The 13,952-nt window shown below is 69.2% G+C and carries 13 protein-coding genes and 1 pseudogene; 11 read left to right on the top strand and 3 right to left on the bottom strand.

Annotated elements, in window-relative coordinates; all coding sequences use genetic code 11:
• Positions 1 to 26: 26 nt before the first annotated feature.
• Both LX88_RS06425 and LX88_RS06430 read left to right on the top strand, forming a co-directional pair.
• Positions 27 to 1,231 (top strand): annotated as a pseudogene (locus LX88_RS06425) (MFS transporter); the annotation flags it as partial.
• Positions 1,232 to 1,237: 6 nt separating this feature from the next.
• Positions 1,238 to 2,104: a TolB-like translocation protein gene (locus tag LX88_RS06430; RefSeq protein WP_372511250.1), complete on the top strand. Its 867-nt coding sequence runs from the start codon at positions 1,238 to 1,240 to the stop codon at positions 2,102 to 2,104.
• Here LX88_RS06430 and leuA read toward each other — a convergent pair.
• Entirely contained in the window at positions 2,101 to 3,924 is a 1,824-nt protein-coding gene (leuA, locus tag LX88_RS06435; protein ID WP_258946864.1) for a 2-isopropylmalate synthase, read from the bottom strand. The genes LX88_RS06430 and leuA overlap by 4 nt on opposite strands.
• Positions 3,925 to 4,413: 489 nt before the next feature.
• Between leuA and LX88_RS06440 the strand changes: the two genes are divergently transcribed.
• The 3 genes from LX88_RS06440 (at position 4,414) to LX88_RS06450 (ending at position 5,526) form a co-directional block, all read left to right on the top strand.
• The gene (locus LX88_RS06440; protein ID WP_258946865.1) at positions 4,414 to 4,710 is read left to right on the top strand and encodes a hypothetical protein; all 297 of its coding nucleotides are present in this window, start codon (positions 4,414 to 4,416) and stop codon (positions 4,708 to 4,710) included.
• Between the two features lie 18 nt (positions 4,711 to 4,728).
• On the top strand, positions 4,729 to 5,016 hold the full coding sequence (locus LX88_RS06445; RefSeq protein WP_258946866.1) for a hypothetical protein: 288 nt from the start codon (positions 4,729 to 4,731) through the stop codon (positions 5,014 to 5,016).
• Positions 5,017 to 5,112: 96 nt separating this feature from the next.
• Positions 5,113 to 5,526, top strand: a complete 414-nt coding sequence (locus LX88_RS06450) for an NUDIX domain-containing protein (protein WP_258946867.1) — start codon at positions 5,113 to 5,115, stop codon at positions 5,524 to 5,526.
• Here LX88_RS06450 and LX88_RS06455 read toward each other — a convergent pair.
• Positions 5,512 to 6,072: a nitroreductase family protein gene (locus LX88_RS06455; RefSeq protein WP_258946868.1), complete on the bottom strand. Its 561-nt coding sequence runs from the start codon at positions 6,070 to 6,072 to the stop codon at positions 5,512 to 5,514. The two genes, LX88_RS06450 and LX88_RS06455, sit on opposite strands and share 15 nt — an antisense overlap.
• A complete protein-coding gene (locus LX88_RS06460; protein WP_258946869.1) occupies positions 6,072 to 7,295 on the bottom strand; it encodes a glycosyltransferase family protein in 1,224 nt (407 codons plus the stop codon). Before LX88_RS06460 ends, LX88_RS06455 begins: the two co-directional genes overlap by 1 nt.
• Positions 7,296 to 7,399: 104 nt before the next feature.
• Here LX88_RS06460 and LX88_RS06465 point away from each other — a divergent pair, with 104 nt between their 5' ends.
• From LX88_RS06465 to LX88_RS06490, 6 genes are read left to right on the top strand one after another with little or no spacing between them, the layout of a single operon-like run.
• On the top strand, positions 7,400 to 8,665 hold the full coding sequence (locus LX88_RS06465) for an aspartate kinase (RefSeq protein WP_090069762.1): 1,266 nt from the start codon (positions 7,400 to 7,402) through the stop codon (positions 8,663 to 8,665).
• The gene (locus tag LX88_RS06470; RefSeq protein WP_258946870.1) at positions 8,662 to 9,726 is read left to right on the top strand and encodes an aspartate-semialdehyde dehydrogenase; all 1,065 of its coding nucleotides are present in this window, start codon (positions 8,662 to 8,664) and stop codon (positions 9,724 to 9,726) included. The genes LX88_RS06465 and LX88_RS06470 overlap by 4 nt, the downstream gene beginning before the upstream one ends.
• Positions 9,727 to 9,769: 43 nt before the next feature.
• Positions 9,770 to 10,321: a hypothetical protein gene (locus tag LX88_RS06475; RefSeq protein WP_258946871.1), complete on the top strand. Its 552-nt coding sequence runs from the start codon at positions 9,770 to 9,772 to the stop codon at positions 10,319 to 10,321.
• On the top strand, positions 10,315 to 11,790 hold the full coding sequence (locus tag LX88_RS06480; protein WP_258946872.1) for an ADP-ribosylglycohydrolase family protein: 1,476 nt from the start codon (positions 10,315 to 10,317) through the stop codon (positions 11,788 to 11,790). The genes LX88_RS06475 and LX88_RS06480 overlap by 7 nt, the downstream gene beginning before the upstream one ends.
• Positions 11,791 to 11,800: 10 nt before the next feature.
• On the top strand, positions 11,801 to 12,538 hold the full coding sequence (locus LX88_RS06485) for a class I SAM-dependent methyltransferase (protein ID WP_258946873.1): 738 nt from the start codon (positions 11,801 to 11,803) through the stop codon (positions 12,536 to 12,538).
• Positions 12,535 to 13,941, top strand: a complete 1,407-nt coding sequence (locus LX88_RS06490; protein WP_258946874.1) for a gluconokinase — start codon at positions 12,535 to 12,537, stop codon at positions 13,939 to 13,941. Before LX88_RS06485 ends, LX88_RS06490 begins: the two co-directional genes overlap by 4 nt.
• Positions 13,942 to 13,952 lie beyond the last annotated feature (11 nt).

The raw sequence follows: 13,952 nt of genomic DNA on the forward strand, positions 1-13,952 counted from the left end.
TCTCTGGCTGTTGATCGGAGGCCGTCGTGTACATCGCAACCGCTAGACAAGCTCCGGCTTCTGGTGGCACCGGCAGGATCGCGGGGAACGTTCTCGCGTTGGGCGCGGTGTCCCTGCTCACGGACGTCTCGTCCGAGATGGTCACCGCCATCCTGCCGTTGTACCTGGTGCTGGGACTGGGGTTCTCCCCGCTGCAGTTCGGTGTGCTCGACGGCATCTACACCGGTGTGACGGCACTGGTCCGCGTTGTGGGCGGCCACGCCGCGGACCGCTGGCAACGGCGCAAGTTCGTGGCCGGACTCGGGTACGGGATCTCGGCGCTGGGCAAGCTCGGCCTGCTCGCCGCCGGGACCTCGGCCACCGCGATGGGGCTCGTGCTGGCCGGGGACCGGACCGGCAAGGGCCTGCGCACGGCGCCGAGGGACGCGCTGATCACGTTGAGCAGCGAACCTTCGGCGCTGGGACGGGCCTTCGGTGTCCACCGCGCGATGGACACCGTGGGCGCGTTCCTTGGCCCACTGCTGGCGTTCTGCCTCCTGTGGACGCTGCCCGCCCGCTACGACGTGGTGTTCGTGGTGAGCTTCTGCTTCGCGGCACTGGGTTTTCTGGTCCTGGTGCTGTTCGTGCGTGATCACCGGGACGTGCTGCCACGCGTCGCGGTGTCGCTGCGATCGGCTTTCGGGTTGCTGCGGTCCAGGCCGTTCCGGCGGGTCTGCCTGGTCGCGTGCGGGCTCGGGTTCCTGACGCTGGGCGACGGGTTCGTCTACCTGTTGCTGCAGAAGAAGCTCGACGTCGAGCTCGCCTACATCGCGTTGCTGCCCCTCGGCACGGCCGGCGTGTACCTGCTCGCCGCCGTGCCGCTGGGCTCACTGGCCGATCGGGTGGGCCGGTGGAAGATCTTCCTGTTCGGTCATCTCGCGTTGCTCGGCGCGTACGTCCTGCTGGCCGGTGTTTCCGGGATCTCCCTGCTGATCGGCGTTCTGGTGCTGCACGGGTTGTTCTACGCGTGCACCGACGGCGTGCTGATGGCCGTCGCCGGGCCGATGATCCCGGACGAGCTGCGCACGTCCGGTCTGGCTCTCCTGCAGACCGGGCAGGTGCTCGCCCGTGCCACCTCCTCCGTTCTCTTCGGTGCTCTTTGGACGTGGTTCGCTTGGTGAGGGTCCTGATCGTCATCGCCGCCGTGATCGCGCTGGGCGCGGGCGCCACCGCCTACGCCCTGCGCGCTCCGGCCGAGATCTCCGTTGCCGTGGAACAGGGTCCGGTCGAACTGTCGTCCGGCCGGCTGGTGTTCGTGGACGAGGTGAGCGGCAAGGTGGCGTCGGTGCCGCTGACCGCGCCGTCCGGTCCGCGGCGGGTGAGCTCGTTGTCCTGCAAGCGGTTCTTCACCGCGGGCGGGCAGGGACTGTGCCTCGCGGACGCCTCCGGCCCGTTGCCCGGCTCGACGGCGGTGTTCGTCGACCGGGGGCTGGCCGAACGCCGCCGCGTCGAGGTCGACGGCGTGCCCAACCGCGCCAAGCTGTCGGCGGACGGGCGGATGGCGTCGTGGACGACGTTCGTCACCGGCGACTCGTACGCCCAGGCGGGCACGTTCTCCACCCGCACCGCGATCTTCGACCAGCAGACGGAGGCCTACGCCAGCAACATCGAGGGCACCTCCGTCGAGGGCATGAAGACCGTCAACGACATGAACTGGTGGGGCGTCACGTTCGCCCCGGACGACCGCACGTACTACGCGACTCTCAGCACGGCCGGGAAGACGTACCTGGTGCGGGGCGACGCGGTCGACGAGTCGGCGAAGACGTTGCGGGAGAACGCCGAATGCCCGTCGCTCTCACCGGACGGCAAGCGCGTGGCGTTCAAGAAGCGCGTGCCCGGTGACGGCGCGCGACCGTGGCGCCAGCACGTGCTGGACCTGACCACGATGGTGGAGACACCGCTGGCCGAGACCCGCGGGATCGACGACCAGGTCGTGTGGCTCGACGACGACACCATCGCCTACGGCCTGCCGGGTGAGGGCATCTGGGCCGTGCAAGCGAACGGGGAGGGCGCTCCGCGGCAACTGGTGCCGCACGCGTCCTCCCCGTCGCTCGTCCTTGGTTAACGCTGTGCGCGGTTGATCGCCGACACGATCGCGCGGAACGACGCCGCGACCGTGGAGGAGTCGATGCCCACGCCCCACAGCACGCGGTCGCCCACGGCGCATTCGACGTAGGCGGCCGCGCGGGCGTCGTCACCGGCGGACAGCGCGTGCTCGGCGTAGTCCAGCACCCGCACGTCGTAGCCCACCGAGGCGAGCGCGTCGACGAACGCGGCGATCGGGCCGTTGCCCGAGCCCGTGATCTCCTGCTCGTCGCCGTCGATCAGCAGCGTCGCGGTGATCTCCTCGCGGCCGCTGCCGTCGGACGACGCCCTGTGCTTCAGCAGGTACAGCGGCACCTTGCCGTGCAGGTACTCCTCCGCGAAGGCGTCCCACATCTCCTTCGGGCCGATCTCGCCGCCCTGCGTGTCGGTGACCTCCTGGATCACCTTCGAGAACTCGATCTGCAGGCGCCGCGGCAGGTCCAGGTGGTGCTCCTGCTTCATCAGGTACGCCACACCGCCCTTGCCGGACTGCGAGTTGACCCGGATGACGGCCTCGTAGTTGCGGCCGACGTCCTTCGGGTCGATCGGCAGGTACGGGACCTCCCACAGGAAGTCGTCGACGTGCTGGCCGGCCTCCTTGGCGTCGGCCTCCAGGGCCTCGAAGCCCTTCTTGATCGCGTCCTGGTGCGAACCGGAGAACGCGGTGAAGACCAGGTCACCGCCGTACGGGTGGCGCTCGGCGACCGGCAGCTGGTTGCAGTACTCGACGGTGCGGCGGACCTCGTCGATGTCGCTGAAGTCGATCTGCGGGTCGATGCCCTGGCTGAACATGTTCATCGCCAGCGTGACCAGGCAGACGTTGCCGGTGCGCTCGCCGTTGCCGAACAGGCAGCCCTCGATGCGGTCCGCGCCGGCCAGGTAGCCCAGCTCGGCGGCGGCGACACCGGTGCCGCGGTCGTTGTGCGGGTGCAGGCTCAGGATGATCGCCTCGCGGTTCGCGAGGTTGCGCGACATCCACTCGATCGAGTCGGCGTAGACGTTCGGGGTGGCCATCTCGACGGTCGCCGGCAGGTTGATGATCAGCGGCTTCTCGGGCGTCGGCCGGATGACGTCCTGGACCGCGTTGCAGACCTCCAGCGCGTAGGACAGCTCGGTGCCCGTGTAGGACTCGGGGCTGTACTCGTAGCGGAAGTCGGTCTCCGGGTAGTCCTGCTCCTGCTGCTTGGCGAACTTCGCCGCCTCGACGGCGATCTTCTTGATGCCGTCCCTGTCGCTGCGGAACACCACGCGGCGCTGCAGGATCGACGTCGAGTTGTAGAAGTGGACGATCGCCTTGTCGGCGCCCCGCAGGGACTCGAACGTGCGGGCGATCAGTTCCTCGCGGCACTGGGTCAGCACCTGGATCGTGACGTCGTCCGGGACGGCGCCGTCCTCGATGATCTCCCTGACGAAGTCGAAGTCCGTCTGGCTCGCCGCCGGGAAGCCCACCTCGATCTCCTTGAAGCCCATGCGGACCAGGAGGTCGAACATCTTGCGCTTGCGCGCCGGGGACATCGGGTCGATCAGGGCCTGGTTGCCGTCACGCAGGTCCACCGCGCACCACAGCGGGGCCTTCGTGGTCCTCTTCGTCGGCCAGGTGCGGTCCGGGACGTCGATGACCTCTACCAGGTCGTGGAACGGGCGGTAGCGGTGGAACGGCATGCTGCTGCCCAGCTGGCGGTTCCAGGACTGCTGGGAGTCCGGGGCCGGGCGGGAAGGCTTGCGGATTCGGCTGGTGCCTGAGGTGTAGGCGTCCGCCGAGTCCGGGGTCGTGGTGGTGAAAGCCTCGTTGGAGGTCATGGGGGTTGTGCTCCTGCGGGTCGTTTGATGGGAACGACCGGCGGCAACGCTGAGTCCCGCGACGGGGGGCCGGTCTGATCAGACCCCGTCACGGCAGCGAAGCAGGAGGGAACGCCACACGTCGGACAGAGTAGTCACAGGTGTGGGGTTGATGGAACTTGACGACCGGATCGTGGGACATGGGCGGGGCGCGCCGCGACCTTGTGGGTGGTCGCCTTGCGGGCGGCGACCTTGCGGTTGCGTGCGTTTTCCTGGGGGCGCTGCCCCCAGACCCCCGGCAATCTGATCGGGGGTGGCGCCGTGGGACAGCTCGCCTTCGGCTTCGCGTGCGAAGGGACGGCTCGTTTGCGGCTTCGCGTGTGTGGGGCGGCTCGACTTCGGCTTCGGGTGGCGTGGGCGGGTCGTTTGCGGCATCGCGGGTGCGTGGGCGCGCGCGATGCAGGTCATCTTGCAAGTTTTGGTGTGCTCAGACCTGGGAATCGTTCATGTATGTCCAGATTACGTACCTCCAGCGGCCGCGGCACGGCTTCCCGCGTGATCAGCGGCATCGGTGCACTCTTCGCCTTCATCGAAGTGCTGTACATCTTGATGATCGTGTTGGGCGCGAACCAGGGGAACGCGTTCTTCAAGTTCATCCAGTCCCTCGCCGAGCCTCTCGCTCTGTTCTTCCCGGGGCTCTTCAACACTGGCAACTACAACCTCGACGTCTTCCTCAACTACGGTCTTGCTGCCGTGTTCTGGCTGGTTGTGACCGGTTTGATCGCGCGTGCGGTGTCGCGCTACTGAGTAGTACATTCCGGCGGTATGCGGACGCGTGTGGTCGGTATCGCCGCCGGAGTTGTCAGTTGGGTCGGCCTCGCGCTGGCGGTCGTGCTCGTCGTTCACGTCGTGCTCACCGTCGGCGGGGCCAACCCCGGCAACCCCATCACCAGCACGGTCAAGTCCCTGGCCGAGCCGGTGGCTTTGGCGTTCAGGGACCTATTCTCGCCCGCTGACGCGAAGTTGCGGGTGATCGTGAACTTCGGGTTGGCCGCCTTGTTCTGGCTTGGCGTTCGAGCGATCGTCCTTAAGCTCGTTAGGCGGCTGAACTAGGTTCGTCTCATGGCGCGCGACGACTTCTGCAGCAGCTGTGGCACTCAGTACTCCGACACGTCCGTGTACCCGCGTAGGTGCGTTGGCTGTGGGCACATGGTGTGGGCCAACCCCTCGCCGGTCGTGGTGTTGCTCGTGCCTGTGAAGGACGGGCCGCGGACCGGGTTGCTGACCGTGCGCCGGGCGATTCCGCCTGTTGGTGAGCTGGCGTTCGTCAGCGGGTTCATGGATCGCGGTGAGTCCTGGCAGCAGAGTGCCGTGCGGGAGCTCGAGGAAGAAGCCGGTGTGCGCATTCCGCCGGATGACCTGCGGCCGTTGCACTTCGTGTCCACGCCCGACGGCGGGACCGTGCTGATGTTCGCCACCGCGCCCGCGATCAACGCCGAGGACATGCCGCCGTTCGTGCCCAACGACGAGGCTTCCGAGCGCAAGGTCATCTTCGACTGCGTGCCGTTGGCGTTTCCGCTGCACAACGACGTTGCGACGAAGTACTTCTCAACTGAACTGTGAGTTGCCCCAGGTACCGGTGAAGACGGTCTCGGAGAGCGGCAGGCGCTTGCGTTCTCGCTGCTCACGGGCCTGAAGGTCCTCGGGGAGGTCCTTCACGTCGCCCTGCCTTCCCAGTGCCATGGCCACCAGTGGGCGGACGTCGGCGGGCATGGAGAAGGTCTCGTGGGCCGCTTCCTTGTCGAAGCCGCCCATCATGTGTGCGATCAGGCCCAGGTCGACGGCCTGCAGGGCCATGTTCTCCATCGCCAGGCCCAGGCCGAACTCGACGTTCGGGATGTCGCCCCGGTCGTCGGTGGTGAGCACGCAGCCGACCAGCAGGACCGAGGCGCGGACGGCCCAGGTCTTGTTGCCGCGGGTCAGGGTTTCGAAGATCGCGTCGAAGGTGTCGGTGCCCCGGTGACCCGCGATGAAGCGGGCCGGTTGGCTGTTGCCGTGGGACGGGGCCCAGCGGGCCGCCTCCAGCACGGTGCGGAGTTCGTCGTCGGTCACCGTCGCGTCAGCGGAGAAGGCGCGCGGGCTCCAGCGCTTCGAGATCAGCTCGTTCATCAGATCGCATACTGCCAAACGGCCAGCGAGTAGGCGCCGAACCACGCGCTGAAGAGCGTCGCCATGCCCAGGATCGTGAGGACGGTGGACGGGCGGCGGCGGGCGAGGACCAGGGCCAGGGGGAGCAGCAGGGTGAAGGCCGGGAACAGCAGGCGGGCCTTCGAGTTCATCAGGCCGTTCGAGCCCAGGTCCATGACCAGGACGCCGACGCCGTAGACGACCAGCGGCCACTCCAGGCGGCGCTGGAAGGCGTAGAAGACCAGCACGATCGCGAGGGCGAGGAGCCAGACGGTGCCGGTCTCCAGCAACGAGCGCGGGTTGCCGAGGTGGCCCAGGGCGAACTCCCAGGTGGCCGCGCCGCCGTCGAACTTCGAGCCCCAGCCCCGTTGCTGCACGCCGAACCAGCCCATGAGGTCGCCGGTGCGGACGGCCACCCAGCCCAGGTAGCCGAGCAGGCCGAGGGGTGCGACGGCGCCGCCCACCCACGCTCGCCAGTCCTTCTTGTCGGCCAGCACGGCTACCAGCGCGGCCAGGCCGACCGCCACGATCAGGGCCGCCGCGGTCGGGCGGACCAGGCCCGCCGCCGCACAGCAGACGCCGGCGAGGATCCAGCGCCTCTTCACCACGCCGACCAGCGCCCAGGCGGCGAACGCGCAGAACGTGGCCTCGGAGTACGTCATCGAGAGCACGACGGCCATCGGGGACGCGGCGAACAGCGTCACGAAGATCAGGCCCGCGCGGTTCGAGCCGTCGCGGACGACCCGGCCCAGCACGAACAGGCCGTACGCGCAGAAGATGCCGCTGATCAGGCTGACCGCGAAGGCCGCGCCGACCACGTCCACGCCCGGCAGCCCGTCCACCCAGCGGATGAGCGCGGGGTAGCCGGGGAAGAAGGCGAGCGGGGTCTCGGCGGTGCGGCGGCCGAAAGCGTCGTACGGGGGCGACGGGACGCCGTTGTAGCCGCCCGACGCGATGCCGAGGAACCAGTCGCCGTCCCATGACCTCAGGTTGTCGACCGAGGTGTCGGTCTTCCCGGTCAGCTTGTTCTGGTACTCGACGACGAGCTGCAGGACGAAGAGGCCGACCTGCCGGACGATCAGGTAGATGAGCGCGGGAGCGGTCCAGAGAGCGGCCGGGTGTCTGAGCGCCTCGGCCATCCGGAAGCGCGCACTGCTCTCCTGCACGGCTGCTGGGGCCTCCACGACATCGGCGCTCGACGACACCCGGACAGAGTAGTCACGCGCGTCACGGCTCCAGAGTCTCACCAGGTGGTCCGGGTAGGCTGCCTTCGACGTGGGGTTTTAGTCGCGCGAAGGAGGTCAGGTCGGTGGCGCTCGTCGTCCAGAAGTACGGCGGTTCATCGGTTGGAAGCGCCGAGCGGATCAAACGCGTGGCCGAGCGCATCGTCGCGACCAAAAAGGCGGGGAACGACGTCGTCGTCGTGGTGTCCGCCATGGGCGACACGACCGATGAGCTGCTCGATCTCGCGCGCCAGGTCTCGCCGGTGCCGCCCGCCCGTGAGCTCGACATGCTCCTCACCTCCGGTGAGCGGATCTCCATGTCGCTGCTCGCGATGGCCATCAACTCGCTCGGTGCCGAGGCGCGCTCGTACACGGGTTCGCAGGCCGGCGTGATCACGACCTCGGCGCACGGCAAGGCCCGGATCATCGACGTGACGCCGAGCCGGATCCAGGACGCGATGTCCGAGGGAGCCATCGTGATCGTCGCGGGCTTCCAGGGCGTCTCCCAGGACTCGAAGGAGATCACCACGCTCGGCCGTGGCGGCAGCGACACCACAGCGGTGGCGCTCGCGGCCGCGACCAAGGCCGACGTGTGCGAGATCTACACCGACGTGGACGGCGTCTACACCGCCGACCCGCGCATCGTGCCGAACGCGAAGAAACTCGACACGATCACGTACGAGGAAATGCTCGAGATGGCCGCGTGTGGCGCCAAGGTGCTGATGCTCCGCTGCGTGGAGTACGCCCGCCGCTACAACGTGCCCGTGCACGTCCGCTCTTCGTTCAGCAACAAGACCGGAACCATCGTGTCCGGTTCAGTGGAGGACCTTCACGTGGAACAGGCGATGATCACCGGCGTCGCGCACGACCGGTCCGAAGCCAAAATCACCGTTACCGCCGTCCCCGACCACCCCGGCATCGCGGCCAAGATCTTCCGCGTCGTCGCGCAGGCGGAGCTCGACATCGACATGGTCGTGCAGAACGTGTCCCAGGCGGCGTCGGGCCGCACGGACATCACGTTCACGCTGGCCAAGGTCGACGGCCCGCGCGCGGTGGCGGCCCTGGAGAAGTCCCGCGGTGAGATCGGGTTCGACCAGGTGCTCTACGACGAGCACGTCGGCAAGGTGTCGCTGATCGGCGCGGGCATGCGTTCGCACCCCGGCGTCACGGCGACGTTCTGCGAGGCGCTGGCCACGGCCGGCGTCAACATCGACATCATCTCCACCTCGGAGATCCGCATCTCGGTCATCTGCCGCGACACCCAGCTCGACGACGCCGTCCGTGCCCTGCACGACGCGTTCGACCTGGGCACCGACGAAGAGGCCGTCGTTTACGCAGGGACTGGACGATGACCGCCCCCGTTCTCGCGCTGGTCGGCGCGACCGGTGCCGTCGGCACCGTGATGATCGACATCATCAACACCCGCTCGTCCGTGCCGTGGGGCGAGATCAGGCTGATCGCGTCCCCGCGCTCGGCGGGCAAGAAGATCAACGTGCGCGGCCAGGACGTCACGGTCATCGCCTTGTCGGCCGAGGCCTTCGACGGTGTCGACATCGCGATGTTCGACGTGCCGGACGAGGTGTCGGCCGAGTGGGCGCCGATCGCCGTCGAGCGCGGCGCCGTCGCGATCGACAACTCCGGCGCGTTCCGGATGGACGCCGACGTGCCGCTGGTCGTGCCCGAGGTGAACGCGGACCAGATCGGTGAGCGTCCGCGCGGCATCATCTCGAACCCGAACTGCACGACGCTGTCGATGATGGCGTCGCTGGGCGCGCTGCACCGGGAGTTCGAGCTCAAGGAGCTCGTCGTGGCCTCCTACCAGGCCGCTTCCGGCGCCGGCCAGTCCGGCATCGACCGCCTCTACGCCGAGATCGCGGCGCTGGCGGGCAAGGAGGCCGGTGTGTCCGCGGGCGACGTGGCGCAGGCGCTGGCCGCCGCCGGTCTGTCCGCGGAGGACTCGCCGTTCCCCGCTCCGCTGGTGCTGAACGTGGTGCCGTGGGCCGGTTCGCTCAAGGACGGCGGCTGGTCGTCCGAGGAGCTGAAGGTTCGCAACGAGGCCCGCAAGATCCTCGGCATCCCGGACCTGAAGGTCTCCGCGACGTGCGTCCGCGTCCCGGTCGTCACGACCCACTCGCTGTCCGTCCACGCGACGTTCGCCCGCGAGATCACGGTCGAGGCCGCGCACAAGATCCTCGAGGCGCAGCCGACGATCGTGCTCGTCGACGACCCGGCGGCGCAGAAGTTCCCGACGCCCGCGGACACCGTGGGCGAGGACCCGACGTACGTCGGCCGCGTGCGCCAGGCGCTGGACTTCCCGAACACGCTGGACTTCTTCGTGTGCGGTGACAACCTGCGCAAGGGTGCCGCGCTGAACACCTACGAGGTCGCGGAAGAGCTCGCGAAGCGCCTCTGATCGTCGCTCCCGTCGCCGTCGGGCCCGGTAGGGTCTGACGGCGATGGGGGAGATCGAGTGGATCAGGCCGCCCCGCCTCACCGAGGTCGTGGCCGCCTATCAGGGTTTCGCTTCCGGCGCGGGTGTCCGAACAGGACTGGTCGGCCAGCTGGTCGCGTGTTCGGCGGAGGACCCGGCGCAGGCGCTGGCCGACTGGGCCTCGAAGCCCGGCGTCCAGCCCGATCTGGTGTCCCTGCAGAGCGTCAGGAACTCCCGTCGCGGCGAGGTCAGGTCGCAGGGGCCCGGTGCGTTGATCTGGGCGTTGCCCGCCGCGGCTCAGCGGCTCGACGCGGACCGGATTCGCGAGCTCGTCGCGCTCACCCATGGTCAGGACTCCGCGGCAGCCGACGCGGTGATCATGCTGGCCACACATCTCTTCACACCGTCCGAGCTGGACCCGCCGGACGCCGATCCGTTCACCGCCGCGGGTGCGCTGGCGCAGGCCGTCCGCGGTGAGGGCCGTGGTGTCGCGCGGGCCGTCGCGGGTGCGCTGGAGGGCGGGCCCGAGCACGACGTCCGGCTCGTGGCCGAAGAGCTGTACCGGAGATCGTGGTGAACCCGCTGACGCCGGTGGAACAGCTCCTGCACGAGTACGAAGACGACGTGCACGGCTTCGGGCAGCACGGGGCGCACGGTGAGCTGCTGATTCCCGGCGAGGTCCTGATGACCGAGGCCGACGTCCTCCTCGCCTACACCGAGGAGTCGCGGCTGCCGGCGGGCGTCGAGCAGTGGATCCGCGTCCCGCTGCACACCGTCCTGAGCAGGCTCGTCGCCACCAAGCCGCGGCTGCACGTCAACCCAGGCCTGCCCTACGAGGCGGAGTTCGACTTCGCGGAGCTGGCCGAAGCCGCCGCGGAGCACATGCGGACGTGCGGGTGCGGTGAGCGGCCGACCGCCACACGGGAGACCAGTCGCTGGGTCGATGCCGAGGGCCGCAGGTTCTTCGTGGTGCCGCACAAGGACAGCGCGCGGCTGCGCGGGTGCCTGATCGGCGGCGCGATCGGGGACGCGCTCGGTGCGAACACCGAGAACCTGCCGATGGAGGTCGTCTACGAACGCCACGGGCCGGCCGGCATCACCGACCTCCCCGAGAAGCCGGACATCACCGACGACACCCAGATGACGCTGTTCACGTTCGAGGCGGTCATCCGGGCGCACGTGCGGGAGCGGATCAGCGGCGAACGCGAGATCACCGGCATCACGCAGAACGCTTACCAGCGTTGGCTGCACACCCAGAAAACGCCGTGGGACAAGGCACGCGGCGTCCACTCCACTCTGGACGAGCCGGACGGCTGGCTGATCACCCACGGCGACCTCTTCCGGATGCGGGCACCCGGCCTCACGTGCACGAGCGCGTTGCAGGAGTACGCCCGCACCGGCGAGCAGGCGACGATCACCAAGCCCGTCAACGACTCCAAGGGCTGTGGCGGCGCCATGCGGGTCGCGCCGGTCGCTCTCGCCGACGACGATCCGGCCGTGGTGTTCGCACTGGCGGCGGCCAACGCGGCACTGACGCACGGCCACCCGAGCGGCTACCTCTCGGCGGCCGTGTTCGCCGTGCTGGTGCACCAACTGTTGCGCGGCAAGGACTTGCTGGACGCGCTGGACGTCGCCCTCGACTCCCTGGTCCGGCGCGAAGGCCACGAGGAGGTCGTCGCGGCCATCGAGCACGCCCTCGAACTCGCCGCCCTGGGCGAACCGAGCGTGGCGCGGGTCGAGGAACTGGGCCGCGGCGGCGTCGGCGACACGGCACTCGCCATCGCGCTGTACTCGGTGCTGGTCACCGACGACCCGAACGAGGCGCTGCTGATCTCGGTCAACCACGGCGGCGACAACGACTCGACGGCGTCCATGGCCGGCAACCTCGCCGGCGCGCTGCACGGCGTCGGGAAGATCCGCCCGGACTGGGTCGAGCGCGTGCAGTTCCGTCCCGTCATCGATCAGATGGTGGCGGACTGGGAAATCGAGACCAGCCAGGCCGCGCCCGTGGGACGAGAGTGGTTCGTCCGGTATCCGCCGATCTAGGGTGTGATCCATGGCGGAGAGCGACGATCAGTACGACGCGTTGGGCGCGATCTACGAGCGCGCCAAGCACATCCCGACCGGACTGGCCGAGCGCGCGACGCTGCTGTCCGCGGTCGGTGACCTGCTGGGCCGCTCGGTGCTGGACGTGGCCTGCGGTACCGGGTTCTACGCCCGGCTCTTCCACGACCTCGGCGCGACGAGGGTCGTGGGCGTCGACTCGGCCGGCGAGATGATCGGCTACGCCCGCCACGTCGAGGAACGCGAACCCCGTGGCATCGCCTACGAGCAGCACGACGCGACGGATCTGCCGGTGCTCGGCGAGTTCGACGTCGTGACGGCCGTGTGGCTGCTGGGCTACGCGGAAGGTGAGTCCGCGCTCGACGTCATGATCGCGAACCTGACCGCGAACCTCGCTCCCGGCGGCCGGCTCGTCGTGCTGGTCCCGAACCCGGACGCCGACTGGGACCTGCTCGGGCAGTACGGCCGCTACGGCTACGAGATCACCCGCACCGGCCCGATGAACGTGAAACAGCCGGTCAACGTGCACGTGCTGGGCGATCCGCCGTTCGACTTCGACTCGTTCTACTGGGAACGCGGCGTGTTCGACGCAGCGCTGACCCGGGCGGGTCTCGAAGTCACGCGGCAGCCCGCCGTGACGCCGGACGACGAGCGCGGCGAGGAGTTCTGGGGACCGCTGCGGAAGTCCCCGAGCTTCGCCGTCTTCTCCGCCGTGCGAGGCGCGCGGTGATCGTTCTCGCGGTAGACCTCGGCACCACGGCGACCAAGGTCGTCGCGGTCGACGCGCAGGCTCGTGTCGTCGCCTCGACCGAACGCGGCTATCCCATGCGCACCGTCGGTCTCGAAGCCACGCACGATCCGCGGCAGGTGCTCGACGCTGTGTTCGACGCTCTGCGCGAACTGGCGTCGGAGGACGTGCGGGCCATCGCGCTGACCGGCGCGATGCACTCGATCATGGGCCTGGACGCGGACCTGAGCCCGGTCATGGACGCCCTGAGCTGGGCAGACAACCGTGCGATCGAGCAGACCGAACGGTTGCGGGGCACCGAAGAGGGCCGTGCGCTGCACCAGGCGACGGGCGCGCCGATCCACTCGTTCACCCCGCTGATGAAGCTCGCGTGGTTCCACGAGAACGGTGTCCGGGCCGCGAAGTGGTGCGAGATCAAGGATTTCGTGCACCTGCACCTGACCGGGGCACTGCTCAACGAGCACTCGTCCGGCTCCGGCACGGGCCTGATGAACGTCCACACCCTGCAGTGGCACGAGCCGTCGCTGGAGTTCGCCGGCGTCACCGCGGACCAGCTCCCGCCTCTGGTCGAGCCCACCCACGCGACGCCGTTGACGGCCTTGATCCCCGGACTGCGGCCCGGCCTCCCGGTGATCGTCGGCGGTGGCGACGGGCCGCTGGGCAACCTCGGCGTCGGCGCGGCCGGCCCCGGCGCGGGCGCGGTCTCGCTCGGCACGTCGGGCGCACTCCGCGTGGCGCAGCTGGGGCCAGGGGTCGACGACGAAGGCCGCACGTTCAGCTACGCCATCGGCGAGGGCCTCTGGGTTCGCGGCGGCGCGATCAGCAACGGTGGTGTGGTCGCCCAGTGGGCCGCGGAGACGTTCGGCATCCCGGTCGGCGATCTGCTCGCCCAGGCCGCCGGCGTCGACTCCGACGGGCTCGTCGCGCTGCCGTACCTGCTGGGCGAACGGGCACCGTGGTGGGACTCGACCGCGCACGCGGCGTTGCTCGGCCTCCGGCGCGAGCACACCCCTCAGCAGATCACCAAGGCACTGGTCGAGGGTGTGTGTCAGCAGCTGGCGCTCGTGCTGGACGCAGTGCCGCACGTCGAGTCGTTGCGGATCACCGGCGGGGCGTTCCGCGCTCCGATCTGGGCCCAGACCCTGGCGAACACGCTCGGCATGCCGTTGCACCTCACCGAGGACACCGGCGGTTCGGCCGTGGGCGCGGCGCTGCTGGCGTGGCGGGCGCTGGGCGAGATCGAGTCGCTGACCGTCGACCTCGTGCGGCCGACCCAGACGATCACGCCGGACGAGGGGCTGGTCGAGAGGTACGCGAACGCGCGGCCGTTCGTCGTGAAGGCCTACCGCGCACTGGAAGACCTGTACGGCGAATCACATCGTTAGCAAGGAAAACC

The organism is Lentzea californiensis, from assembly GCF_024648825.1.
GTDB classification, from domain to species: domain Bacteria; phylum Actinomycetota; class Actinomycetes; order Mycobacteriales; family Pseudonocardiaceae; genus Lentzea; species Lentzea californiensis.

Bases quoted from the DNA above. Each gene is read 5' to 3' on its own strand.
- leuA (WP_258946864.1), bottom strand. From the start codon at position 3,924: ATGACCTCCAACGAGGCTTTCACCACCACGACCCCGGACTCGGCGGAC.
- LX88_RS06445 (WP_258946866.1), top strand. From the start codon at position 4,729: ATGCGGACGCGTGTGGTCGGTATCGCCGCCGGAGTTGTCAGTTGGGTC.
- LX88_RS06475 (WP_258946871.1), top strand. From the start codon at position 9,770: ATGGGGGAGATCGAGTGGATCAGGCCGCCCCGCCTCACCGAGGTCGTG.
- LX88_RS06450 (WP_258946867.1), top strand. From the start codon at position 5,113: ATGGTGTGGGCCAACCCCTCGCCGGTCGTGGTGTTGCTCGTGCCTGTG.
- LX88_RS06440 (WP_258946865.1), top strand. From the start codon at position 4,414: ATGTCCAGATTACGTACCTCCAGCGGCCGCGGCACGGCTTCCCGCGTG.
- LX88_RS06485 (WP_258946873.1), top strand. From the start codon at position 11,801: ATGGCGGAGAGCGACGATCAGTACGACGCGTTGGGCGCGATCTACGAG.
- LX88_RS06470 (WP_258946870.1), top strand. From the start codon at position 8,662: ATGACCGCCCCCGTTCTCGCGCTGGTCGGCGCGACCGGTGCCGTCGGC.
- LX88_RS06455 (WP_258946868.1), bottom strand. From the start codon at position 6,072: ATGAACGAGCTGATCTCGAAGCGCTGGAGCCCGCGCGCCTTCTCCGCT.